General features: G+C 73.0%; 22 protein-coding genes. 10 read left to right on the top strand and 12 right to left on the bottom strand.

Features of this window, described 5'->3' with window-relative positions; all coding sequences use genetic code 11:
* Nucleotides 1-8: 8 nt before the first annotated feature.
* The gene (locus LBW97_RS01855; RefSeq protein WP_304505387.1) at nt 9-1559 is read right to left on the bottom strand and encodes a methyl-accepting chemotaxis protein; all 1551 of its coding nucleotides are present in this window, start codon (nt 1557-1559) and stop codon (nt 9-11) included.
* A gap of 195 nt (nt 1560-1754) precedes the next feature.
* Between LBW97_RS01855 and LBW97_RS01850 the strand changes: the two genes are divergently transcribed.
* Entirely contained in the window at nt 1755-2648 is an 894-nt protein-coding gene (locus LBW97_RS01850; protein WP_224497706.1) for a bile acid:sodium symporter family protein, read from the top strand.
* Here the strand turns inward: LBW97_RS01850 and LBW97_RS01845 are convergent.
* Nucleotides 2621-3634 carry an iron-containing redox enzyme family protein gene (locus tag LBW97_RS01845; RefSeq protein ID WP_224497705.1) on the bottom strand — a complete coding sequence of 338 codons (1014 nt, stop codon included), beginning with the start codon at nt 3632-3634 and terminating at the stop codon, nt 2621-2623. The genes LBW97_RS01850 and LBW97_RS01845 overlap by 28 nt on opposite strands.
* Nucleotides 3635-3709: 75 nt before the next feature.
* Between LBW97_RS01845 and LBW97_RS01840 the strand changes: the two genes are divergently transcribed.
* From LBW97_RS01840 to LBW97_RS01830, 3 genes are read left to right on the top strand one after another with little or no spacing between them, the layout of a single operon-like run.
* A complete protein-coding gene (locus tag LBW97_RS01840; RefSeq protein ID WP_224497704.1) occupies nt 3710-4555 on the top strand; it encodes an SDR family oxidoreductase in 846 nt (281 codons plus the stop codon).
* A 21-nt stretch (nt 4556-4576) separates the two neighbouring features.
* Nucleotides 4577-5257, top strand: a complete 681-nt coding sequence (locus LBW97_RS01835; protein WP_224497703.1) for a Pr6Pr family membrane protein — start codon at nt 4577-4579, stop codon at nt 5255-5257.
* 5 nt (nt 5258-5262) lie between these two features.
* Complete coding sequence (locus LBW97_RS01830) at nt 5263-5802, top strand: DUF1353 domain-containing protein (protein WP_224497702.1); 540 nt, start codon at nt 5263-5265, stop codon at nt 5800-5802.
* A gap of 24 nt (nt 5803-5826) precedes the next feature.
* On the opposite strand, the gene LBW97_RS01825 is transcribed toward LBW97_RS01830, so the two are convergent.
* Nucleotides 5827-6222 (bottom strand): hypothetical protein, encoded by a 396-nt coding sequence (locus tag LBW97_RS01825; RefSeq protein ID WP_224497701.1) that lies wholly within the window; start codon nt 6220-6222, stop codon nt 5827-5829.
* Between the two features lie 571 nt (nt 6223-6793).
* Between LBW97_RS01825 and LBW97_RS01820 the strand changes: the two genes are divergently transcribed.
* Nucleotides 6794-7462 carry an SPFH domain-containing protein gene (locus tag LBW97_RS01820; RefSeq protein WP_224497700.1) on the top strand — a complete coding sequence of 223 codons (669 nt, stop codon included), beginning with the start codon at nt 6794-6796 and terminating at the stop codon, nt 7460-7462.
* A 165-nt stretch (nt 7463-7627) separates the two neighbouring features.
* Nucleotides 7628-8218, top strand: coding sequence for a hypothetical protein (locus LBW97_RS01815; protein WP_224497699.1), 591 nt, complete (start codon nt 7628-7630; stop codon nt 8216-8218).
* A gap of 83 nt (nt 8219-8301) precedes the next feature.
* Here LBW97_RS01815 and glnA read toward each other — a convergent pair whose 3' ends face one another.
* Nucleotides 8302-9738: a type I glutamate--ammonia ligase gene (gene glnA, locus LBW97_RS01810; protein WP_224497698.1), complete on the bottom strand. Its 1437-nt coding sequence runs from the start codon at nt 9736-9738 to the stop codon at nt 8302-8304.
* 177 nt (nt 9739-9915) lie between these two features.
* On the opposite strand from glnA, the gene LBW97_RS01805 reads away from it, so the two are divergent.
* Entirely contained in the window at nt 9916-10335 is a 420-nt protein-coding gene (locus LBW97_RS01805) for an RDD family protein (protein ID WP_224497697.1), read from the top strand.
* A gap of 47 nt (nt 10336-10382) precedes the next feature.
* On the top strand, nt 10383-10919 hold the full coding sequence (locus LBW97_RS01800) for a GNAT family N-acetyltransferase (protein ID WP_224497696.1): 537 nt from the start codon (nt 10383-10385) through the stop codon (nt 10917-10919).
* A gap of 62 nt (nt 10920-10981) precedes the next feature.
* On the opposite strand, the gene LBW97_RS01795 is transcribed toward LBW97_RS01800, so the two are convergent.
* The 3 genes from LBW97_RS01795 to LBW97_RS01785 form a co-directional block, all read right to left on the bottom strand.
* Nucleotides 10982-11788: a DUF4191 domain-containing protein gene (locus LBW97_RS01795; RefSeq protein WP_224497695.1), complete on the bottom strand. Its 807-nt coding sequence runs from the start codon at nt 11786-11788 to the stop codon at nt 10982-10984.
* An 83-nt stretch (nt 11789-11871) separates the two neighbouring features.
* A complete protein-coding gene (gene lipA / locus LBW97_RS01790) occupies nt 11872-12846 on the bottom strand; it encodes a lipoyl synthase (RefSeq protein ID WP_224497694.1) in 975 nt (324 codons plus the stop codon).
* An 83-nt stretch (nt 12847-12929) separates the two neighbouring features.
* Nucleotides 12930-14135: a hypothetical protein gene (locus LBW97_RS01785; RefSeq protein WP_224497693.1), complete on the bottom strand. Its 1206-nt coding sequence runs from the start codon at nt 14133-14135 to the stop codon at nt 12930-12932.
* 29 nt (nt 14136-14164) lie between these two features.
* On the opposite strand from LBW97_RS01785, the gene LBW97_RS01780 reads away from it, so the two are divergent.
* Nucleotides 14165-15094 (top strand): LLM class F420-dependent oxidoreductase, encoded by a 930-nt coding sequence (locus LBW97_RS01780; protein ID WP_224497692.1) that lies wholly within the window; start codon nt 14165-14167, stop codon nt 15092-15094.
* 16 nt (nt 15095-15110) lie between these two features.
* On the opposite strand, the gene LBW97_RS01775 is transcribed toward LBW97_RS01780, so the two are convergent.
* Both LBW97_RS01775 and LBW97_RS01770 read right to left on the bottom strand, forming a co-directional pair.
* Nucleotides 15111-17417, bottom strand: coding sequence for a bifunctional diguanylate cyclase/phosphodiesterase (locus tag LBW97_RS01775; RefSeq protein WP_224497691.1), 2307 nt, complete (start codon nt 17415-17417; stop codon nt 15111-15113).
* Between the two features lie 137 nt (nt 17418-17554).
* Nucleotides 17555-19879 (bottom strand): EAL domain-containing protein, encoded by a 2325-nt coding sequence (locus tag LBW97_RS01770; RefSeq protein ID WP_224497690.1) that lies wholly within the window; start codon nt 19877-19879, stop codon nt 17555-17557.
* Nucleotides 19880-20128: 249 nt separating this feature from the next.
* Here LBW97_RS01770 and leuS point away from each other — a divergent pair, with 249 nt between their 5' ends.
* The gene (gene leuS / locus LBW97_RS01765; protein WP_224497689.1) at nt 20129-23035 is read left to right on the top strand and encodes a leucine--tRNA ligase; all 2907 of its coding nucleotides are present in this window, start codon (nt 20129-20131) and stop codon (nt 23033-23035) included.
* Between the two features lie 80 nt (nt 23036-23115).
* Here leuS and LBW97_RS01760 read toward each other — a convergent pair whose 3' ends face one another.
* Genes LBW97_RS01760 through LBW97_RS19720 form a run of 3 tightly spaced genes read right to left on the bottom strand, consistent with a single transcriptional unit; the run spans nt 23116 to nt 24336 of the window.
* Nucleotides 23116-23499, bottom strand: coding sequence for a PPOX class F420-dependent oxidoreductase (locus LBW97_RS01760; RefSeq protein ID WP_224497688.1), 384 nt, complete (start codon nt 23497-23499; stop codon nt 23116-23118).
* Between the two features lie 5 nt (nt 23500-23504).
* Nucleotides 23505-24161: a lipoyl(octanoyl) transferase LipB gene (gene lipB, locus LBW97_RS01755; RefSeq protein WP_224497687.1), complete on the bottom strand. Its 657-nt coding sequence runs from the start codon at nt 24159-24161 to the stop codon at nt 23505-23507.
* A gap of 46 nt (nt 24162-24207) precedes the next feature.
* Entirely contained in the window at nt 24208-24336 is a 129-nt protein-coding gene (locus tag LBW97_RS19720) for a hypothetical protein (RefSeq protein ID WP_255600041.1), read from the bottom strand.
* Nucleotides 24337-24366: the final 30 nt, after the last annotated feature.

Below are 24366 nucleotides of genomic sequence, written 5' to 3'. Positions count from 1 at the left end.
GCCGGAGGTCAGTGCGTCGTCTCGAACGCCCGGGCCATGCGGACCTGCTCCTCGAGGATCTCCCCGATGCGGGCCTGGACCGCGTCGAGCTCGCCGATGGCCTCGCTGGTCGCGTGGATGCCCTCGGAGACCGACTGGGTGCCGGCCTGGATGCCGGCGATCTGCTCGGACACCTTGCTCGTCGCCGAGGCGGTCTCGCGGGCGAGCTCCTTGACCTCGTTGGCGACGACGGCGAAGCCCTTGCCGGACTCTCCGGCCCGGGCCGCCTCGATGGTCGCGTTGAGAGCGAGCAGGTTGGTCTGGTCGGCGATCGAGGAGATGATCCGGATGACGTCGCCGACGGCGGCCGAGGCGCTGGCCAGGGCCTGCACCTCCGTTGTCATCGAGGACGCCTTGCCCACGGCGCTGTCGGCGACCCGGCCGGCGTCGTCCGCGGCCTCGCGCAGCCGCGAGACGGTCTCCAGCAGCTCCCGCGAGTTCTGTGCGTCGGCCTCGGCACGGCGGAGGATGTCCAGTCGCTGGGAGACCAGCTGCTGCACGTTGCGCAGCGCCGAGCCGCGCGAGTCGGAGAGGTCGATGGTCTCGGTGACGAAGAAGTCCATCGTCCCGACGACCTTGCCGTCGCTGAGGATCGGGAAGCAGACGCCGGACTTGACCCCGGCGCGCCCGGCGGCGGGGGCGCGGACGCAGTCGGTCACCTCGGCGAGGTCACGCACGAAGACCAGGTCACGGGCCCGCCAGGCCCGCCCGGAGAGGCCGACGCCCTCGGCGAAACTGGCCGCCAGGGTGACCTTGCGGAACTCCTCGCCCGCGGAGCCGGACTCCCGCTGGAACCGCAGCACGTTCTCCACCGGGTCCAGCGCCCAGAACGAGCCGTACGCCCAGCCGAACGCCTCGCGCACCGAGTCGAGCGCCACCTGCAGGGCGGAGGACTCGTCGGCTGCATCCCCCACCTTGGCGACGACGTCGGTGACGGCGTTGCGGTCGTCCAGGTTCTCCCGCAGGGTCGCGGTGGACAGCACGCTGCGGCGGGAGTGGGTGATGAGCCGCCCCAGGGCCTCCCACTTCTTCGCGCGGCCCCCGAAGAACGGCAGGGAGCTGCGGCTGTAGTACTCGAGCACGGCGGTCACGCGGTTGCCCTCGACGACGGGCAGGAAGCAGCCCTGCTGTGCTCCGTTGGCCCGCGCCGCGGCCCAGCGCAGGCAGCTGGTGGTCGTGGTGCTGTCGTCCATCAGCACGGGCGTGCGCCGCTGCAGCGCCTCCCCGCCGTAGCCGGCGCCGGCCACCATGGCCTCGCCGGGCGTCCACCGGGCGGCCATCGCATGGGCGGCCTCGCCCTCGGTCACCTGCAGGACGAAGTTGCCCTGTGCGTCCGGCAGCCAGGCAGCGCCGTAGACGAGTCCGAGGGAGTCGACGAGCACGCGCATGATCCTGCGGTGGGCCTCCAGCTCGCTGGTGACGCTGTCGTCCAGCGCGTCGATCACCCGCTCCAGCGCCTCGACGTCCCTGGGCTCCTCGACCGGCCCGGCCTTGTGCCGCCCTGACTCGCGCCTACGCATGGCGGTCCCCTCGCGTCCCGACCGGCGCGTTCGCGCCGGTTCCACTCGGGAGGTGGTTTCGGCCGACAACGGATCGATGTTGAGCCGTATCGCTGCCCCGATCGGCGGGTTGTGCGGGCCGGGGACCGGCACTGTGACCTGGATCCCTCATGATCTCGGGAGCGCCGGATGGCGGCGCTCCCGATCGGAGGTCCGATGGATTCCGCGCTCACCACCGTCGCCCTGCCGCTGGCCCTGGCCGTCGTCATGTTCGGCCTCGGGCTGTCACTCACGCCGCAGGACTTCGCGGCGATCGGCCGGCGCCCCAAGGTCGTGCTCCTGGCCCTGGCGCTGCAGCTGCTGGTGCTCCCGGCGCTGTGCTTCGGCATCGTGCTGGCCTTCGACCTCCCGCCGCTGCTGGCGGTCGGGATGCTGCTGCTGGCGGCGTCTCCCGGTGGCACGACGGCCAACCTCTTCAGCCACCTCTTCCGCGGCGACGTCGCCCTGAACATCACGCTGACCGCGATCAACTCCGTGGTCGCCGTGATCACGCTGCCCGTCGTCACCAATCTCGCCATCCAGTACTTCGACCCGGCCGACAGCGGCTCGCTCGGGCTCCAGTTCGGGAAGACGGCGCAGGTGTTCGCGGTCGTTCTCGTGCCCGTGGCGCTGGGCATGCTGGTGCGTCGGCGCTCGGCGGCCTTCGCCGATCGCATGGACAAGCCGGTGCGCATCCTGTCGGCGGTCGTGCTCGCCCTGGTGATCGTCGGGACGATGCTGGCCGAGCAGGACCGGATCGGGGAGTACCTCCGCCAGATCGGCCTGCCCGCCGTCGTGTTCTGCTTGCTCAGCCTCTCGATCGGCTTCGCCGTGCCGCGGCTCCTCGGGATCGATCGCCGGCAGGCCACCGCCAGCGCCTTCGAGATCGGCATCCACAACAGCACGCTGGCCATCGCGGTGGCCATCAGCGTGTTGGACAGCGTCGAGCTGGCCGTGCCCGCCGCCGTCTACGGCGTGCTGATGTTCCCGCTGGCCGCCGTCTTCGGGTGGCTGATCAGCCGGAACGCCGGCGCCGAGGTGGATCAGGCGGCGAGCGCGCGGTCCCGGTAGAGGGCAGAGCGGCCGGCCTCCCAGGCGCCGAGGAGGTGGCGGGCGGCGAGCCCGTCCATCGCCAGGGAGGTGGCCGCGCCGAACAGGACGTCGGCGGCGAGGTCCGGCTCGGCGGCGACCAGGGAGCCGCACATGTCCACCGAGGCGATCTGCTCGTGGACGGCGTCGGCCTCCACGTGCTCGTCGTAGAAGACCGTCGTCCGCTCGTCGTAGCCCAGTCGGCGCAGGCCGGCCGAGTACCGCCGGCTGGGCTCGGACGAGGTCATCTCGACGGCGGCCAGGTGCCCCAGTGCGGCGCCGCGCCACCGCCGGTGCAGGCCGAAGAAGGACATGGTGTTCACCGAGGCGAAGGCGGCCGCGGGGGCGTCGTCCCAGAGGGCGCCGTAGCCGGCGTCGAGGTCCAGGTCGCGCATCAGGCCGGCGAACAGCTCGCTGTGCATCCGGGCCGCCGACCCACCGCCGTACTCGTCGGCCTGGATCTCCACCATCGCCGCCTTGGTCCGCCCGGAGAGCCGCGGGATCGCGAAGGTGTGCGGGTCGGCCTCCTTGAGGTGGTAGACCGAGCGCAGCGTCAGGTACTCGCGCCACTGGTCCAGCGAGCCCTTCTTGGCCATGTAGGACGAGAGCGACGGGCTGTCGTCGGCGTCGATCAGTGCGGTGAGCTGCCGGTCGATCGGCTCGCCGGTGACGCTGATCGGCCCGACCAGATCATGCACGGCCGCCAGGTGGCGGCGCTCCAGCCCGGCGCGCAGCTGCAGCAGCGCCGGATCCCACTCCCAGTCCTCGGAGACGTCGTCGAACCCGCGGTAGTGCAGCTCGTAGGCGATCGCCAGGCTGAGCTGCAGGTCGTCGTCCGCCATGGCGTCGTCGTCGGCGGCTGCCACCCGCTCACCGATCCCGAGGGTCGAGGCGGACAGGGCGGAGCCCGTGGCGAGGTCGTGGGCCAGGGCATCGCTGAGAGGACCCCGGGGCTCGGGCAGGCGCATGATCGTTCCCTTGCCCAACGGCTGCGGAAACGATGCGCCGGTGGATGTGATGTCCCCCGGGGGTAGGAGCGGGCCATGACTCCTCTCCGCGGCCGCGTCGTCCTCGTCACCGGGGGGAGCGCAGGCATCGGCCGGGCCGCCGTCCGGCGGCTCGCTGCCGACGGGGCGCTGGTGGTCACCTGCGCCCGGGACGGCTCCCGGCTGGAGGAGGCGGTCGGTGCCCTGCCGGGAGTGACGACGACGGCAGCCGACGTCGCCGCCGCAGCGGGCCGGACTGCGTTCGTGGAGCGGGCACTCACCGAGCACGGCCGGATCGACGCGGTCGTGCACAACGCCGGCCTGGCCTGGGCGGGGCTGGTGGAGGACATGCCGGGCGAGGCGGTCGAGGGCATCGTGGCGACCAACCTGACCGGGGTCGTGGAGCTGACCCGGCTCGCGCTGCCGCACCTGCTGGCCACGGCCGGTGACCGGGGACGGGCCGACGTCCTCGCCGTCTCGTCGGTGGCGGCGTGGTCGCAGGTGCCGCCGTTGACGGTCTACTCGGCGACGAAGGCGGGGGTGGACGGTTTCCTGAACGGGCTGCGGCGGGAGGTGACGGCCCGGGGCGTCCGGGTCCACTCGGTGAACCCGTTCTTCGTGCGGACCGAGTGGCTGGCCCGCGGCCACGGGCAGCCTCCGGTGTCGGACGCCGACGCCGAGGGCCGGCTGTCGCGGGGGATCTCCCCGGACCGCGTCGCCGACCGGATCGCGGAGTGCCTGGCTGCGCCGCGGTCGCGGACCGTCGGCGTTCCGCGCTGGTCGGGGGTCGCCCGGCTCGGCGAGGTGCCCCCGGTGAACCGGTTGCTGGACGCCGTCCTCTCCGGCCGGGCCGACACGATCCGCCGCGTCACCGATCGGGTGGTGTCCCGCCGGATGCGCTGAGCGGTTGGCATGATCCGGTGCGTGACCGGTACGACACCCGCAGTGGACCGCGCCCCGACCGCCCGCCTCTGGTGGGCCGCGCTGGCCGCCGTGGTCGCGGTCTCGGTGGGCACGGAGTTCGTGCTGCACCTCGTCGACCCGGAGGACGCCTCCCTCGGCGTGGTCGAGCGGGTGGTGCGGTTCTTCAGCTACTTCACGGTGCAGAGCAACCTGCTCGTCCTCGCCGCGGTGATCCCGCTGGTCAGGAACCCGCTGCACGACGGACCGGTCTGGCGGGTGGTGCGGCTCGCGTCGCTGCTCGGCATCACGATCACCGGGATCGTCTACGCGGTCGTCCTGGCGCCGCTGTACGACCCGGAGGGGCTCAAGGCCTGGACCAACGCGGGGGAGCACTACGTGTCGCCGGTGATGGCGGTGCTCGGCTGGCTGCTGTTCGGCCCGCGGCCGCGGATCACCACTGCCGTCGTCGGCCGGGCGCTGCTCTGGCCGGTGGCCTGGATCGCCTGGATCCTCGCCCAGGGGACCGTCACCGACTGGTACCCCTACGACTTCATGGACGTCGCCGCGCACGGGTACGCCGTCGCCCTGCGGAACCTGGCGTTCGTCGTCCTGCTCGCGCTGGCCTTCCTGCTGCTGTTCCGGTTCGTCGACCGCCGGCTCCCGGCGACGGATGCGCCCGAGCCGCTCGTCCACGCCGGCTGACCGCCGTGCCGCTCGAGTCCGGCGACGTCGTTGTCCGGCGCGTCGACGACCAGCACTGGGCCGTGGTGGAGCCCCTGGTCTACCGGGGGAAGCGGGACCGCTTCGTGGTGCCGCCCGGCTTCCTGACCGATTTCGCCACGGTGCCACGGCTGGTGGTGTGGCTCGTGCCGCGGTTCGGCCGGTACACCGCGGCGGCGATCCTGCACGACTGGCTGTGCACCGAGGGCCTCCGGACCCGGATGGTGACCTCGCGGGAGGCCGACGGGATCTTCCGCCGGGTCATGCGCGAGCACGACGTGCCGGTGCTGCGCCGCTGGCTGATGTGGTGCGGCGTCCGCTGGGGCGCGCTGGCCGACGCCGAGCGCCGTCCCGGCTGGTGGCGAAGTGCGCCCGGCGTCGTCGGCATCTCGGTGCTCGCCGCGCCGGTGGTGGTCCCGCCCGCACTGGTCATCGGGCTGGCGCTGCTCGTGTATGCCGCCGTCGAGGCCGGGGTGGGGCTCCTCACCGGCTCGCCGACGGGCGACGCCGGCTCGTTCCGCACCTGACCGGCCCGGAGGGCCCGCTCGCGCTCAGTCGAGCGGGCGGGTCGGCGTCCCGGCGTTGAAGACCTGGAGGGTGTAGCGGTCGAACCGCTGGAACACCGCCCGCACGGTCCCGCCGGTCGCGCGGCTCGCCGGGCGGCCGGTACGGGTGCGGGCAGGGGTGCCGCGGCTGGAACGCCGGGTGCGTGCCTCGGGGGACCGGAGGGCGGCGGCCTCGTGCCGGAAGGACGCGGCCAGCTCGTCGGCGAGGTCCTCGCGGTCGGCCTCCACCGCAGAGTTGATCTTGTGGATGTACGCCGCCCGCATGCGGACGAGCCGTTCGTCGGCCGCCTCGTGGCGGGGGAGGGCGGGCGGAGGTGCGGGGAGGGCGCCAGGGGACCGGTCGCTGTGGTCGTCGTTCAGGGGAAGTCGCTCTGCGTTCACGGGGAACCTCTTGTCTCGGTGCGGCGTACGGCGCGTAAGGCCGTGCGGAAAGGCGAGACGACGGTGTCTGCGGACGTGCTGGGGAGCTCGCGGAGTGTGCCGAGCCGGCGGCGGTGCCGGGCTGCCTGGCCGGTGGACCCGCTCGGGCGGTGTCGCGTTCGGCCGGTGCGCCATCTCGGGTGCCCCTCGAAGATGCGAGGACCGGGCGCCTGCACATGACAACGGTGGCAAGGGGGGATGACATTCCCGCGCGGACGGACGCGGTCTCGTTCCCGCACCTGCCAACGGCCCGGAAATCCGGAGGACGGCGCGGGCGTCCGCGCGCTACCTTCTCGCGGCTCGTGGTCAGCAGCCGGGCGGCATCGCCGCCGCAGGTCCTGCGCGTCGGTCACGGGTCGCCATGTATGGGCAAGCGTCTCAGGAACGCGCGGGTTCGACTCCCGACGCCGCCCGGTGCGCGGTCATCCCGGCTCCGATGGTCTGCAGCGTCTCGTGCGCTCCCCACCGGCGCCCGACCGCGCGCCGGGCGCTCCGCGCGACCGGAGCGGACGAGGAGGTGGAGAGCGTGCGGATGACCGCGCAGGAGTGGGAGCGGGTCCTGGTGTACCGGGACGGCCGCTTCGAGACCGAACTGGGCCCCGGACGGCATCGGGTGCGCCGGTACCGGCGTCGCCAGGTACGGGTAGCCGTCCGCCCCCGTCTGCTCCTGGTCCCGGCGCAGGAGGTCCTGACGGCCGACGGGCTGGCGGTGAAGGTGAGCCTGATCGCGACCGTCCGCGTCGCGGACCCGCGGCGCTGGCACGAGGCGACGGAGGGTGCCGACGGGTTCCTCTACGTCGCGCTGCAGATCGGGCTGCGCGAGGCGGTGGCCGGTCGCACCCTCGACGAGGTGCTCGCCGCCCGGGACTCACTGCCGGACGGCATCGCGGAGCGGGTGGCGGAGACCGCCGGCAGCGTCGGGATGGCGCTCGAGGCGCTGTCGGTCCGGGACGTGATGGTCCCCGCCGAGCTCCGGCGGGCGGCGGCCGACGTGGCGGCGGCCCGGGCACAGGGGCAGGCGGCCCTGGAGCGGGCGCGGTCGGAGGTGGCTGCGACGCGGGCGCTGGCCAACGCGGCGCGGATGGTCACCGAGCAGCCCGGGCTCCTGCAGCTGCGGACCCTGCAGGCGGTCGAGACGGGTGGCGCGACCGTCGTGCTGTCGACGTCGCCCGGCCCGTTCCCCGTTCCGCCCGCGAGCTGAACCCGGGACGCACTGCGGCGGTGCGATGTGGATGCGGCAGGACTCGTGAGTTCGTCGGCCTCGTGTGACGGTCTCGTTGCGGTTCGGGTCGATACGTTCCCGAACCGTGCCACGGGGCAGGCAGATCGGGACCGATCGTTGCCGCACCGGAAGCAGGTCCGCTCCATGCGCCACCTCCTCACCGCAGTGGGCTCAGCGCTCCTCGTGACCGGCTGCGGCGGGGCGGTGGCTTCCGCGCCCGCCGCCCCGGCGCCTGCCGACCCGGCGCAGGCCGCTGCCCGAGGGGACGTCCGGCCGAGCGTCGCGACTGCGGGCTGCACCAGCCCCGAGGGGTTCCGGGTCGAGCACCCTGCCGACTGGGCGGTCAACCCCGGCGACACCCTCCCCGCGTGCAGTTGGTTCGCGGACGAGGACTTCGTCGTTCCCCCGGCGTCGGACGTGCGCACAGCCGCCGTGGCGCTCACCGTGCGACGCGACGTCGATGCCGGCAGCGCCTGGCCCGACGAGACGGCCCGAAGGGAGATCGAGGTCGGGAGCCGACCGGCCGTGCGACTGGAGCAGGTGACCGGCCTCGGTCTCTACCCGACCGGCACCCGGATCACCACCTACGTCGTCGACCTGGGGCCCGGGTACGCGGACGGTGCCGTGCTCGTCGCCGACGCCGTCGAACTGCCCGGCTCCGACCACGACCGCAACGTCCGGGTCCTCGACGCCATGATGGAGACGCTGGCCTTCGACGGGGTTCCCCGGGCCTGAGCGATACCGGCTGCTGCGCCACGCACTGCGGCCCCCGTCCTGACGAGCAGGGCGGGGGCCGCGGCGTTCAGCAGATGCCGAGATCAGATGTCGTAGTACATCGCGAACTCGTGCGGGTGCGGGCGCAGGCGGATCGGGTCGATCTCGTTGGCCCGCTTGTAGTCGATCCACGTCTCGATGAGGTCGGGCGTGAAGACGCCGCCCTCGACGAGGAACTCGTGGTCGGCCTCGAGGTTGTCCAGCGCGGCATCCAGCGACGCGGGCACCTTCTCGATGCCCATGGCCTCCTCGGGCGGCAGCTCGTAGAGGTCCTTGTCGACCGGCGCCGGCGGCTCGATCTTGTTCTTCACGCCGTCGAGGCCGGCCATCAGCATCGCCGAGAAGGCGAGGTAGGGGTTGGCCGACGGGTCGGGCACGCGGAACTCGATGCGCTTGGCCTTCGGGCTGTCACCGGAGATCGGGATGCGGAGGCACGCCGAGCGGTTGCGGGCCGAGTAGACCAGGTTGATCGGGGCCTCGTAGCCCGGCACCAGGCGGTGGTAGCTGTTCACCGTCGGGTTGGTGAAGGCCAGCAGCGACGGTGCGTGGGCCAGCAGGCCGCCGATGTAGTGGCGGGCCATGTCCGACAGGCCGGCGTAGCCGGTCTCGGCGTGGAAGAGCGGCTGGCCGTCCTTCCAGAGGCTCTGGTGGCAGTGCATGCCGGAGCCGTTGTCACCGAACAGCGGCTTGGGCATGAAGGTGGCGGTCTTGCCGTGGGCCCAGGCGGTGTTCTTGATGATGTACTTGAACAGCATGAGGCTGTCGGCCGAACGCAGCAGCGTGTCGAACTTGTAGTTGATCTCGGCCTGGCCGCCGGTGCCGACCTCGTGGTGACCGCGCTCGAGCTCGAGGCCCGCCTGCGCCAGGTTGACCATCATGTCGGCGCGCAGGTCGCTCTGCTGGTCGTAGGGCTCGACCGGGAAGTAGCCGCCCTTCAGGCGGGCCTTGTAGCCGAGGTTCGGCCCGACGCCGTTCTCGCCGTTCGGCGAGCCCGTGTTCCACGAGCCCTCGACCGAGTCGAGGTGGTAGTACGCCTCGTTGATGCCGGTGTCGAAGCGCACCGAGTCGAAGACGTAGAACTCGGCCTCGGGGCCGAAGTACGCGGTGTCGGCGATGCCGGAGCTGGCGAGGTACGCCTCGGCCTTCTTCGCGACGTTGCGCGGGTCGCGGCTGTAGGCCTCGCGCGTGATCGGGTCGTGGATGAAGAAGTTGACGTTCAGCGTCTTGTGCTTGCGGAACGGGTCCACGAAGGCGCTGTTGGCGTCGGGCAGCAGCAGCATGTCCGACTCGTTGATCGCCTGGAACCCGCGGATCGAGGAGCCGTCGAAACCGAGGCCCTCGCTGAACGTGTCCTCGCCGAACGTCGACGCAGGGATGGTGAAGTGCTGCATGACGCCGGGCAGGTCGCAGAAGCGAACGTCGACGAACTCGACGTCGTTGTCGCGGATGTAGGCGGCGACCTCGTCGGGACTGGTGAACATCGATCCTCCGGGTGTGGGCGGAAAGCCGTACAGCAACTTACGAGCGGTCAATTGCCCTGCGGTGTCCCGAGTGTTTCGGGGGCGTAACAACACGCCGGGCGTCCGACCCCTGCAGGGTCCCGCGCCGATCGTGCGAGGCGCGGGGGAGAGGGCGGCCCTCTCATTACGCTGGTGGTCATGGTCAGGAATGTCGATCAAGCCTCTCAGGCCTCGGGCCGCGGCGCCTCCCTGGGGTTGCCCCCCGAAGGCCCGGGTTCGCTGGCGTCGTTCACCTCGCGAGCGGGCGGCTACGTGATCGACGCGCTGCTGAGCGCCGGGATCGCCTGGCTCTTCTCCGCTCCCGAGCCGCCCGGGAACGCCAGCCTGCTGGTGTTCGTCGTCCTCACTGCGGTGAGCCTGATGGCGTTCGGGCAGACGCCGGGTCACCGGCTCATGGGACTCCGTCTGGCGCACCCGACGCCGAAGGCACGGCTGGCGCCCTGGCGGGCCCTCGCCCGCACCGTGCTGCTCGTGCTCCTGGTGCCGGCGCTCATCACCGACGCCGACGGGCGAGGCCTGCACGACCGACTGACCGGGACGGCCGTCGTCCGCGCCTGACCGGAATCCGGTGGACGGCGGCTTCCCGGCTCCGCAGACTGCCGGTCGTGATCGTCCGCCGGGAGCGCCCCTCCGACTCCGACGCCGTGCGCGCGGTGCACCGGGCGGCGTTCGCCCTCGGCCCGGGAAGCGACGCGCGCCGGGCGCCGGGCGAGGTGCCCGAGGCCGACCTGCTCGACCGGCTCCGGGAGGATGCCGGCTTCCTGCCGCATCTCTCGCTGGTCGCCATGGACGACGACGGCGACGTCGTCGGGCACGTCATCGCGACGCGGGGGTGGCTGGAGCCCTTCGGCACCGCGGCGCTCGGTCTCGGCCCGCTGGGCGTGGTCCCGGCGGCGCAGGGGAGGGGAACGGGCACGGCCCTGATGCATGCGCTGCTCGCGGTCGCCGAGGCGGCCGGCGAGCGGCTGGTCGCCCTCCTCGGTTCACCGGACTACTACGGCAGGTTCGGCTTCGTCCCGGCGCTCGACCTCGGCGTCACCGCGCCGGACCCGTCGTGGGGTCCGTACTTCCAGGCACGGCTGCTGCAGGGCGATCCGGTCGGCGGTGCGTTCCGGTACGCGGAGCCCTTCTCGCACCTCTGACGGCCGCCCTGCAGGGGCCCGCCGCGAGCCTGCGAGCGGGTGGGGGGCAGAGGGGTCCTTCCTTAGCCGCGGCGGCGGACCTGGCGCTGGCTCACCGACATCTGACGGCCGCCGGGGAGCGGGCCGCCGGGAACGGGCATCCGGGCGCCACCGAGGGCGCTCATGCGCCGGCCCAGGGTGTTGAGCTCGGCGGCCGACAGGTTCCGCGGCAGCTTCATGACGTGGGAGCTCAGCTTCTTGAAGGGCACCTGGCCCTCGCCCTCGCCGACGACGACGTCGTAGATGGGGGTGTCGCCGACGACGCGGGCGATCTTCTTCTTCTCCTGCGCGATCAGGCCGCGCACGCGCTGCGGCGAGCCCTCGGCGACCAGGATCACGCCGGGCCGGCCGAGCACCCGGTGGACGGCGTCGAGCTGTGGGGTGCCGGCGACCCCGGCGCTGACCCGCCAGTCACCGCGCATGTTCTCCAGCGCCCAGGCCGCGGCGCCGGGCTGGCCCTCCACCTGGCGGTACGCCGAGCCCTGCGCCCGGCGGCCGAAGACGATCAGGGTGGCCAGCAGGCCGAGGATGATGGCGAAGGGCAGGAAGAGGAACGGCGAGTCGAGCAGGATGCCGATCAGCTCGACCACCGCGAAGGTCACGATGAACGTGATGAGCATGACCCAGGGGAGCTTCGGGTCGTTGCGGCGCGTCAGCGTGAAGGCCTGCTTCATCATCCGGCCGTTGTTGCCGAGCTTCTTGAGCCGGCCGACCTTCGGCTGGCCGTCCTTGCCGAGCTTCACCCCCGACGCGGTGGAGCCGCCCTTGGGCGCGGCCTTGCCGCCGCCGTCGTTCGGGGCGGCCTTGTCAGAGGACTTGCTGCGTGCCATGCGCCCAGCTTAGTGAAAGGACCCGCTGCCCCCCACCACTCGCAGGCTCGTGGCGGGCCCCTGCAGCGGGCCGAGGGAGAAAATCAGACCGTTGGAGTGAGACCGCGGGCCGCGACGGCCTGCTGGTAGAGCCGGCCGGCCCGGTAGGAGCTGCGCACCAGCGGCCCGGCGAGGACACCCGGGAAGCCGATCTCCTCGGCGTCCTTCTGGAACTGCACGAACTCGTCGGGCTTCACCCAGCGGACCACGGGGTGGTGCCGGGGCGAGGGCCGGAGGTACTGGGTGATGGTCAGCAGGTCGCAGCCGGCGTCGTGCAGTGCCTGCATGGTCTCCACGACCTCCTCCGGCTCCTCGCCCATGCCCAGGATCAGGTTGGACTTGGTGACCAGACCCGCCTCGCGGGCGGCGGTGATGACGGCCAGGGAGCGCTCGAAGCGGAAGCCGGGGCGGATGCGCTTGAAGATCCGCGGCACCGTCTCCACGTTGTGCGCCAGCACCTCGGGGCGGGAGGAGAACACCTCCGCCAGCTGGTCGGGGTCGGCGTTGAAGTCGGGGATGAGCAGCTCGACGCCGCAGCCGGGCAGCTGGGAGTGGATCTGGCGCACGGTCTCCGCGTAGAGCCACGCCCCGCCGTCGGGCAGGTCGTCCCGGGCGACGCCGGTGACCGTGGCGTACTTCAGGCCCATGGTGGCGACGCTCTCCGCGACCCGCCGCGGCTCGTCGCGGTCGAAGTCAGCGGGCTTGCCGGTGTCGATCTGGCAGAAGTCGCAGCGCCGGGTGCACTGGTCGCCGCCGATGAGGAAGGTGGCCTCGCGGTCCTCCCAGCACTCGTAGATGTTGGGGCAGCCCGCCTCCTCGCACACCGTGTGCAGGCCTTCGCGGCGGACCAGCGACTTCAGCTCGGTGTACTCGGGCCCCGTCTTCAGGCGGGTCTTGATCCACTCGGGCTTGCGCTCGATCGGCACCTGGCTGTTGCGGACCTCGAGGCGGAGCAGTTTGCGACCGGCCGGCTCGAGCGGGGAACCCGACGACTGCGCCGGAAGGGCCGTCTCACTCATGATCCCCACCGTACTCGCGAAGACACCGCCGCCCCCGTCACCAGAGGCGACGGGGGCGGCGGGTGCGGCGATGGTGTGACGCGTCAGACCTGCTTGTCGGCGGGACCCGCGGTCGGGCCCGCGTCGTTGGCGCCACCGGAGCTGAACGGCTCCGGCGTGTTCTTGATGTCCTCGCCGGCGCTGTCGGCGCCGTCACCGTCGACGAACTGGGCGTCGCGGACGCCCATGTCGGACTCGGCCGGAGCGGCGTCACCGGTCGTGTCGGCGGTGGAGACGGTCTTGCCGGAAGTGCTGGGAGAGCTGGGCACGGGGTCCTCTCGGTAGCTGGGCACCGGGCCGTCACCGGCCGGAGCGGGCGTCCAGGTGTCGTCCTTGGTGCGGCGCAGCAGGACGAACACGGCAGTACCCACCGCGGCGAACACGAACACCCACGGCCAGCGGCGGGGCTCGGGCTCCACGCCGACCTTGCGCTTCACGGTCTTGGCTGTCGCCTTGGCCGCCTTCTCGAACTCCTTGTGCTTCTTGCCGGCCTTCTTGCGGGCCTTCTTCGCCGCCTTGCGCGCCCGGCGACCGGACTCAGCCGCGGCCGCCGCCAGCTCGGCGCGCCGGGCGTCGACCTCGCTGCGTGCGCTGTCCACCCCGGCGAGCAGCGTCTCGCGGGCGCTGTCCAGGGCAGGAGCGACCGCCTCGCGGGCGGCGACCACGCGGGGAGTGGCGTAGGCGAGGGCCGCGGCCTGCGCCGCGGTCACCCGCGGCGCGACGTCGTCGTCGAAAGACTTGCGGGCCGCCTTCTGCGCGGCGGCGACGCGGGGAGCGACGTCGTCGCGCAGCGTCTTCTGCGCCGCCTCGACCCGGGGACCGAGGTCGGCAGCTGCCTTGGCGGCCGCGGCCTGGGCGGCCGTGACCGCGACTGCGACCCGCGGGGCCGCGGCGTCCCGGGCGGCCTCGAACCGGGGGGCGACGGCGTCGCGCGCGGTGGCGACCGCCGGTGCGGCCACCGCCACGGCCGCGGCCACCTTGGGGGCGACCGCGCGCTGCGCGGCGTCGAGCGCCGGGCCTGCCGCATCCCGGGCCGCGGCGACGCGCGGGCCCAACTGCTCGGCAGCGAGGCGGCCGGCCTCGGTGGCGGCGACCCCGATGTGGGCGAAACCCTCCTGGAGCTCGGTGCCGATGACCTGACCACGCGTCTTCTTGCGGAACACGAGCTGCACCTCCGAGTTGATCGTCTGGCGATCATCCTGCCCGGTCCCGGCGGCGAGCACACCCTGAGACCGCAGGTCGGTGCGCATCCGGGCGTGGTCCTCGTTACGGTCCGACCGTGGACTTGCGCATCTTCACCGAGCCGCAGATGGGTGCGACCTACGACGAGCTGCTCGCCGTGGCCCGCCGTACCGAGGAGACCGGCTTCGACGCCTTCTTCCGATCAGACCACTACCTGACGATGGGTGGCGACGGCCTGCCCGGCCCCACCGACGCCTGGATCACCCTCGCCGGGCTGGCCCGCGAGACCAGCCGGATCCGGCTGGGCACGCTCATGACGGCCGGCACGTTCCGGCTGCCCGGCCCGCTGGCGATCAGCGTGGCCCAGGTCGACCAGATGAGCGGCGGCCGGGTGGAACTGGGCATCGGGTCGGGGTGGTTCGAGGCGGAGCACACCGCCTACGGCATCCCGTTCCCCTCGCTGCGTGAGCGGTTCGACCGGTACGAGGAGCAGCTCGCCGTCCTCACCGGGCTGTGGCGCACACCGGTGGGGGAGACCTTCGACTTCGCCGGCGAGCACTACCAGCTGTCCGGGTCGCCGGCGCTGCCCAAGCCGGTGCAGGAGGGCGGCGTGCCGATCCTCGTCGGCGGCGGTGGGAAGAAGCGGACGCCGCGGCTGGCGGCTCGCTACGCCGGCGAGTTCAACGTGCCCTTCATGTCGGCCGAGGAGAACGCCCGGTTGTTCGCCGGTGTGCGGGAGGCCTGCGACGAGGTCGGTCGCGACCCGTCGTCCCTGGTGTACAGCTCGGCGCTCGTGCTCTGCGTGGGCAAGGACGAGGCGGAGATCGCCCGCCGTGCGGCAGTCATCGGCCGGGAGGTCGACGAGCTGCGCGAGCACGGGGTGGCCGGATCGCCCGCAGAAGCGGTCGACACCATCGGCCGCTACGCGGAGGCCGGCGCGCAGCGGGTCTACCTGCAGGTGCTCGACCTCGCGGACCTCGACCACCTGGACCTGGTGGCCGCCGAGGTGGCGCCCCAGCTCGGTTGACGGCTGGTCGGTCGGTTCAGCCCCGGGTGGTGCGCTCGGCGTCGAGCAGGGGGTGCTCGGGGTGCTCCAGCCAGCGGAGGAAGTCGGACACGGGCATCGGCCGGGAGATGGCGTAGCCCTGGGCGATGTCGCACCCGAGCCGGGCGAGGGCGGCGCAGGCCGCGGCGTCCTCGACGCCCTCCACGACCAGGCGCAGGCCGAGGTCGTGGGCCAGCGCGGCCGTGTGCTCGACGATCGCGGCGGCGCGCCGGTCGGTGGTGACGTCCGCGGTCAGGCTGCGGTCGAGCTTCAGCTCGTCGGCCGGGAGGTGGCGGAGGTAGGCCAGGGAGCTGTACCCGGTGCCGTAGTCGTCGATCGAGGTGCGGATGCCCCGCCGGCGCAGCTCCGCGAGCACCTGGCGGCCGCGCTCCGGGTCGGCCATCAGGGTGTCCTCGACCAGCTCGAGGGTGAGAGCGGCGGGGGGCAGGCCGTGCCGCGCCAGCGCCGCCGCGACCTTGGCCGGCAGGTCGACGTCGTTGACGTTGGCGGCCGAGAGGTTCACCGAGACCGGCACCTGATCGGACTTCCACCACAGTGACGTCGCGCGCAGGGCCAGCTCGAGCACCACGTCGGTGAGCTGGCGCAGGAGACCGGCCTGCTCCGCGGCGGGGAGCAGGTCCGCGGGGGAGAGCAGGCCGCGCACCGGGTGCTGCCAGCGGACAAGGGCCTCGACCCCCACGACGCGGCCGTCCGCGAAGCCGACCTGTGGCTGGAGGTGCACGAGCAGCTCGTCGCCGTTCAGCGCGGTCCGCAGCTCCTCCATGGTGCGCAGCCGGTCGCCGCTCCCGCCGTGCGGGTCGGGGACGTAGACGTGCACGCCCTCGCGGGCGCTCTTGGCGGCGTACATGGCGACGTCGGCGCAGCGCAGCAGCTCCTGGACGGTGGCCGCGGGGACCGGAGCGGTGGCCACGCCGATGCTCACGCCCACGTGCAGGCGGATGTCCTCGACGGGGAACGGCTGCAGGATCAGCACGCGCAGCCGCTCGGCCCGCGCCTGGGCCTCGTCCAGGGAGACCCGGGGGAGGAGGACGGCGAACTCGTCCCCACCGAGCCGGGCCAGCAGTTCGCCGTCGCCGAGGGCCGGCAGCAGGCGCGGACCGATCTGGCGGAGCAGCTGGTCGCCTGCGGTGTGCCCGAGGCTGTCGTTGACCTCCTTGAAGCCGTCGAGGTCCAGCAGCAGCAAGGCGGCCTGGTCGCGCGCCGTCGCCGTCGCCAGCACGCGGCCCGCCGCCTCGAGGAGGGCGCGGCGGTTCGGCAGGCCGGTGAGCTCATCGGTCCGGGCCTGCTCGCTGACCTCGTTGAAGGCGCGGACCTCGCGGAACGTGACGCCGGTGCGGGCGAGGGCGGCGAGCACGCAGGCGATCGCCAGCCAGGCCGCGAGGCCAGGGAGTGCGTCGCCCCAGCCCACGGCGAGGACGACGAGGCTGGCGACGTTGCAGACGACCGGCAGCGCGAGCAGACGCCAGCCCAGCCGGGTGTCGCTGGTCGCGTCCTCGGTGGGCACGGGGCGGGGACGGGCGCCGTGCGCGGCCAGGGCGACCAGCACGATGCCGAGCAGCCAGACCAGCTCCAGCGGGCCGCCGTCGACGTACGTGCCGCGGACCGTGCGGGCGAACAGGAGGACGTCGCCGGCGAAGATCGAACCCAGCGCGGCGACGACGAGGACGAGCGTGCGGTCCAGCCGCATCCCGAGGATCGAGCCCACGGCGGCCAGCAGGGCGAGCAGGAGCACGTCCATGCCGGGCAGCACGAGCTGGACCGCCGGCACGGCTTCGCGGCCGGGGGCGGGGTCCAGGTAGGGGCCGATGAGGAAGGCGACGCCGACCGCGGTGGTGCCGAGGGCCCCGATCAGGCCGTCGAGCCACATGCTCGGGTGGAACCGCGGGACGCGGGCCCGGATCAGGCCGACCATCACCACGTAGAGCAGCACGTACGCGATCAGCGAGAGCACGTCGACGGCCAGGATCGACGAGGTCCCGCTGCCTTCGGGACCGTTGCTCAGGGTGCGGAGGGCATTGGCGCAGGCGTTCAGCAGCAGCGAGACGGCCAGGACCCGCCAGGCCAGCCGTTCGCGGGGCAGTCGGCCGGCGGCCTGCCAGGCGACGGCGGCGGCCGTCAGGTAGGCGAGGTTGTAGAAGACGGCGTCGTAGAGCCGGTCCCAGCCGAGGCCCGCAGGACGCGGCCCCACTCCGGTCGCGAACAGCGCGACCCCGAGCAGGGTCAGGGCGACGAGCAGCCCGGACGAGGGCGCGCGGTGGCGCTCCGCGCTCCGGTTCTGGTCCACGCAGATGTCATCGGCGGGACTCGTCGGCGGCCGCACCTCGTTCCGGTCGTTCTCGGCCCGTAAGGGTGAGGTCGGCCCTCCGTCGCCGTCAGGGACGGCGGAGGGGGTGAGCCGGCTGCGGCACTGCCGGCGGTGGCTCACGGAGCGACGCGCTGCCCCGGCACCCGCGGCGCAGGAATCACCGCCGTGCCGGACGAGGACGAGCGGTCGGCCAGCCACCCGAGGAACTGCTCGACGGGCATCGGCCGGGCGACCGCCCAGCCCTGGGCGACGTCGCACCCGAGCGCGGCGAGCACGACCGCGGTCTCCTCGTCCTCCACCCCCTCGGCGACCAGGGTCAGACCCAGGGCGTGGACGAGGGCCACGGTGTGCCCGACGATCGCCGTGGCCCGGTCGTCGCGGCCGACGTCGGCAGTGAGGCTGCGGTCGAGCTTCAGCTCGTCGGCCGGCAGGTGGCGCAGGTAGGCCAGGGAGCTGTACCCGGTGCCGTAGTCGTCGATCGACGTGCGGACGCCGAGCCGGCGCAGCTCACCCAGCACCGCGCGGCCGCGGTCGGGGTCGGCCATGAGGGTGTCCTCGACCAGTTCCAGGGTGAGCGCCTCCGGGGGGAGCCCGTGGTCCCGCAGTCGACGGATCACCGTGGCCGGCAGCTCCAGGTCTGTGACGCTTGCCGCCGACAGGTTCACCGACACCGGCACCGCCCGATCCGGCCACCACCGGGTGGTTGCCTCGAGCGCCAGCCGGAGGACGACGTCGGTCAGCGGTTGCATCAGCCCGGCCTGCTCGGCGGCCGGCAGGATCTCGGCCGGCGTGAGCAGACCGCGGGAGGGGTGCTGCCACCGCACCAGTGCCTCCACTCCGGCGACAGCGCCGTCGGCCAGCCGCACCTGGGGCTGCAGGTGCACGAGCAGCTGATCGGTCTCGAGCGCGGTCCGCAGGTCTTCCATCGTCCGCAGCCGGTCGCCGCTGCCACCCCGGGGATCGGGCAGGTAGACACGAACCCCCTCCTGCGCTCCCTTCGCCGCGTACATCGCGACGTCGGCGCAGCGGAGCAGGTCCTGGACCCCGGCGGCGGGCACCGGCGCGGTGGCGACGCCGATGCTGGCGCCCACGTGCAGCCGCTGCCCTTCGACGGTGAACGGCTGGCGGAGTCGGTCGTGGAGGCGTCTGGCGAGCTCGAGCGCCCGGTCGACGTCGGCGTCCGGCACGAGGACGGCGAACTCGTCGCCGCCGAGCCGGGCGAGCAGGTCGGCGGGACCCAGCTCGGTGGCCAGCCGCGGTCCGATCTGGCGCAGCAGCTCGTCGCCGGCCGCATGGCCGAGGCCGTCGTTGACCTCCTTGAAGCCGTCGAGGTCGAGGAGGAGGAGGGCGACGGGGCGTCGCGTGGTCGCGGCCGCGACCAGGGTGTCGGCGTGACCGAGCAGCGCCCGGCGGTTCGGCAGAGAGGTCAGCTCGTCGGTCCGCGCCTCGGCCCGGACGGTGTGGAAATGGCGCAGCTCCCGGAAGCTCACGAGCGAGCGGACGAGGGTCGCCGAGATGCAGCCGGCCGCGCACCAGGCGGCGATCGGTGCGACCGCCATGGATTGGATCAGGAGCACGGCGATGCAGGCCACGTTGAGCCCGAGCGGGATCGCGATGTGCCGCCAGCCCGTGCGCACGCCGGAGTGCCCCCCGGCGTGGCCGTCGCCCCGGGCAGGCCTGGACCGGTGGGCGGCCTGCGCGATCAGGGTCGCGTGGAGGAGCCAGGTCAGGTCCAGGGCGCCACCCTCGACGTAGATGCCGAGGGTCGCCAGCCGGCTGTAGACGAGATCTCCGACGAGGGTGCTGGCCACGCCGGCCATGAGGAGGACCAGCGTGATCTCGCGACGCAGGCCCAGGACGGCACCGGCGGCCACGAACAGGGCGAGCAGCACCATGTCGGCAACCGTGTAGAAGAGGCCCACCGCGGCCGCCGCGGCGTCCTCGCCGAGAGCATGGGTCTCCGGGCCGAGCAGGATCGTCGCCGCGATGGCCGTCGCCCCGAGGGCGCCGACCAGACCGTCGAGCACCATCGCGGGGCGCAACCGGGGGACCCGTGCCCGGACGAAGGCGACGAGGCCCACGCAGGTGGGCACGAACGACGCGAGGTAGAGGGCATCGGCGACCGAGGGGTACGGCGGGTCGGGCAGCTCGGCGATCACCAGGCTGTAGACGAGGTTGCCCGAGGTGGAGAGGACCAGGCCGAGGCCCATGGCCAGCCAGGTCACGCGGTCCCCGGGGCGGCGCGCGGCGGCGAAGCAGCCCACGGCGGCCAGGACGTACACGGCGTTGTACAGCACGACGTCGTAGGTGAGCGCCCAGCCCGTGCCGGCCGGTCGGGTGCCGACGCCCGTGGCGAAGAGGCCGAGGCAGACGGCAGCCAGCACGGCGCACCACCGCGACAGGTTGGCCGACCTGCCGTCACCGGGCTGCTGAGTGCTCACCCCCGGATGGTCGGCTGTTCCCGGGGTCCGGCCGAGCCGTGGTCGCCTCACCTCCTCCGGTGGGGTGAGCCGGGAGGCTCGCGGTCGCCCGAGGTCCACGGTGCAGGGGCGGTACGCTGACCCCGTGTCCGGTGGACTGCTCCTTCTCCGGCCGTGCTGACCTGATCCGATCGGACAGCACGGCGACCCCTCCTGCGTGAGGGGTTTTTTTCTGCCCGCCGCCGGTTCGACCCCCACGGGAGCCCCACGATGAGCCAGACCGACCGAACGCCTGCCACCGCGTCCTCCGGCGACGGCGTTCCCGCCCACCGGTACACGCCGGCGCTGGCGCAGCAGATCGAGCTCGACTGGCAGGACCGCTGGGAGGCCGAGGGCACCTTCCACACGCCCAACCCCGCCGGGCGGCTGGGCGCGGGCTTCGAGAAGGTGGCCGACCGGCCCAAGTACTTCGCGATGGACATGTTCCCGTACCCCTCGGGTGCGGGGCTGCACGTCGGCCACCCGCTGGGCTACCTGGGCACCGACGTCACGAGCCGGTTCCGCCGCATGGACGGCGACAACGTCCTGCACCCGATGGGGTACGACGCCTTCGGCCTGCCCGCCGAGCAGTACGCCGTGCAGACCGGCCAGCACCCGCGGGTGACCACCGAGGCCAACATCGCCGCGATCTCCGCGCAGCTGCGCCGGCTGGGGGTCGACCACGACCGGCGGCGGACCTTCGCCACCATCGACCCGGGCTACTACAAGTGGACCCAGTGGATCTTCCTGCAGCTGTTCGGCGCCTGGTTCGACGAGACGGCCGGGAAGGCGCGACCCATCGAGAAGCTGGTCGCCGAGCTGGACGCCGGAACGCGGGAGCCCGCCGTCGGCACCAACCCCTCCGGCCGCCCCTGGGCGGAGCTGGACGAGGTGGAGCGGCGCCGCGTCGTCGACGCCCACCGGCTGGCCTACCTGAACGAGGCGCCGGTCAACTGGTGCCCCGGGCTGGGCACGGTGCTGTCCAACGAGGAGGTCACCGCCGACGGGCGCTCCGAGCGGGGCAACTTCCCGGTGTTCCGGCGCCCGCTGAAGCAGTGGATGATGCGGATCACCGCCTACGCCGACCGGCTGCTGGCCGATCTGGACCGGCTGGACTGGTCGGACTCGCTGAAGCAGATGCAGCGGAACTGGATCGGGAAGTCGACCGGCGCCAAGATCCGGTTCGCCTGCGAGGGCGAGTCGGTCGAGGTCTTCACCACCCGCCCCGACACCCTGTTCGGGGCCACCTATCTGGTGCTGGCGCCGGAGCACCCGCTGGTCGCCCCGCTGACCGCCGCCGTCTGGCCCGACGGGGCCGACCCGCGCTGGACCAGCGGCGCCGCGACGCCCGCCGAGGCCGTGCAGGAGTACCAGCGGCAGGCCTCGCGCCGCTCGGAGCTGGACCGCCAGGACGCCGGGCGCGAGAAGACCGGTGTCTGGCTGGGCGTCTCCGCCGTCAACCCGGTGAACGGCCGGGAGCTGCCGGTGTTCATCGCCGACTACGTGCTGACCGGCTACGGCACCGGCGCGATCATGGCCGTGCCCGGCGAGGACCAGCGCGACTGGGACTTCGCCCAGGCCTTCGGGCTGGAGATCGTGCCGACCGTCGAGCGGCCGGAGGGCTTCGACGATGCCGGCGGCGCGTACACCGGCCCGGGCGCGATGATCAACTCCGCCAACGACGAGATCTCGCTGAACGGCCTGGACAAGGCCGCCGCGATCGCGAAGGTCACCGAGTGGCTGGTCGGCCGGGGCGCCGGCGAGGCGACCACCACCTACAAGCTGCGCGACTGGCTGTTCAGCCGGCAGCGCTACTGGGGCGAGCCGTTCCCGATCGTCTACGCCGTCGACGGGGACGATGCCGGCCTGCCCGTCGCCGTGCCGCAGTCGATGCTGCCGGTGCTGCTGCCCGAGGTGGACGACTACTCGCCGAAGACCTTCTCCGACGACGACGCCGACTCCGCACCCGAGCCGCCGCTGTCGCGGGCATCCGAGTGGACGACGGTCGAGCTCGACCTCGGCGACGGCATGCGGAAGTACCGCCGCGAGACCAACACGATGCCCAACTGGGCGGGCTCCTGCTGGTACTACCTGCGCTACCTGGACCCGGGCGACGACGAGCGGATGGTCGACCCGGAGCTGGAGCGCTACTGGATGGGCCCCCGCGGCGAGGGCGATACCGGCGGCGTCGACCTGTACGTCGGCGGCGTCGAGCACGCCGTGCTCCACCTGCTGTACGCCCGCTTCTGGCACAAGGTCCTGCACGACCTGGGCCACGTCTCCAGCGAGGAGCCGTTCCGCCGGCTGGTGAACCAGGGCTACATCTCCGCCTACGCCTACACCGACGAGCGCGGCTTCTACGTGCAGGCGTCCGAGGTCGTGGAGAAGGACGGCTCGTTCTTCCACGAGGGCAAGCCGGTCAACCGCGAGTACGGGAAGATCGGCAAGAGCCTGAAGAACATGGTCACGCCGGACGAGATGATCGGCGCCTACGGTGCCGACACCTTCCGCGTGTACGAGATGTCGACCGGCCCGCTGGAGCAGTCCCGGCCGTGGGAGACCAAGGCCGTCGTCGGTTCGCAGCGGCTGCTGCAGCGCATCTGGCGGGTCGTCGTCGACGAGGAGACCGGCGCCGTGCGGGCCTCCGACGCGGAGCCCGCCGAGGAGACGCTGCGCGCGCTGCACCAGGCGATCGACGGGGTCCGCGACGGGTACACGACGCTGCGCTTCAACATCGCCATCGCCCGGATCACCGAGCTGACCAACCACCTGACGGCGAGCTACGGCGCGTCCTCGCCGGTGCCGCGTTCGGTGATCGAGCCGCTGGTGCTGCTGGTCGGCCCGCTGGCGCCGCACCTGGCCGAGGAGCTGTGGTCCCGGCTGGGCCACGAGGGCTCCTCGGCGTGGGCGCCGTTCCCGGTCGCCGACGAGCGCTGGCTGGTCGAGGACACCGTGCAGGTCGCCGTCCAGGTGAACGGCAAGGTGCGCTCGCAGGTCACGGTGCCGTCCGACGCCGACGCCGCGACGCTGGAGGCGGCTGCCCGCGCCGACGAGAAGATCGCAGCCTGGCTCGACGGCGCCACGGTCCGGCGCGTCATCGCCGTCCCCGGCAGGCTGGTCAACTTCGTCCTGGGCTGAGCCTCAGCCGGCAGGCGTTGTGCGCGGATGTGCACTTCTGGGTGCCAGAACTAGCCATCCGCGCACACTGCTTCGACGGTTCACGCGGGGCGGAGGCGGATGAGCTCGTGCCGGTCACCAGGGCGCCGCATCAGCCGGTGCACCAGCCGTGAGGTGACCAGCCCGAGCTGGAACTTCGCCCCGTAGGCCCGGCGCAGGGCTGCGAGCGCCGCCGGCCACTCGGTCCGGCCGACGAACTCGGCAACGGCGTCGACCGTCGGTCCCTGGACCCGGCCGCGGACGTCGCACGGTGCGACCGTCACCCGGCTCGTGTGCCGGAGCCGCTTCACCTTTCCGGAGTCCGCGCGGGTCCACACCACGAGCGAGTCGCCGTCCGGTGCTGCCCACACGGGGGTGGCCACGGGAACGCCGGTGCGCCGGAACGTGGTGAGGCTGACGTACTCGCTGCGGGGCAGGGGTGCCACCGTGATCAGCCGGCGGTCGCGGGCTGGACGGCGAGGACGGCGCGCATGGCGGCCTCGACCGGGTCCATCGCGTCGGCCACCGGCACGTCCCGCCCCAGCTCCGCGGTCAGCGAGGTGACCCCGGCGTCAGGGATGCCGCAGGGGACGATGGCGCCGAACGCACCCAGGTCGGGGTCGCAGTTGAGCGCGAAGCCGTGCATGGTCACGCCGCGCGCCACCCGGATGCCGATGGCGGCCACCTTGCGCTCGGGTCGGAACCCGGCGCCGGGCTGGTCGGCGGGCAGCCACACGCCGCTGCGGCCCTCGACGCGGCCGGTGGTGAGGCCGAACCCGGCGCAGACATCGATGAGCGCGGCCTCGAGCCGGCGGACGTAGGCGACGACGTCGACCGGGTCGGGCAGCGCCACGATCGGATAGCCGACGAGCTGGCCCGGCCCGTGCCAGGTGATCTTCCCGCCGCGGTCGACGTCGACGACCGGCGTCCCGTCGAACGGCCGCTCGTGCGGCTCGGTGCGCTTGCCCGCGGTGTAGACCGGCGGGTGCTCCAGGAGCAGCAGCGTGTCCGGGACCTCTCCGGCGACCCGCCGGGCGTGCAGCTCGCGCTGCAGTGCCCAGGCCTCCTCGTAGTCGACCAGGCCGGGCCGCAGCACGTCGAGCGTCACGGTCCCAGCCTAGGCCCGCGCCGGACCGGGACCGTGCGTTCGCGGCTCAGACGTCGCTGTCGCGGTCCTCGGGCTTCTTCGAGGTCTCGATCTCGGTCTCGGTGAGCGGGGCGCCGCTCTGCTCGTCCATCCCGCCCCGCTCGACGCCTGCGTCGTCGGGAGTCTGCTCGCTCATGGTGGTCCTCTCTGTCGTGGTGGGTGCCGC

This window comes from Blastococcus sp. LR1 (assembly GCF_020166105.1).
Taxonomy (GTDB): Bacteria; Actinomycetota; Actinomycetes; order Mycobacteriales; family Geodermatophilaceae; genus Blastococcus.
The sequence above is the reverse complement of the archived record's forward strand: the minus strand, read 5'-3'. Positions and strand labels throughout refer to the sequence as shown.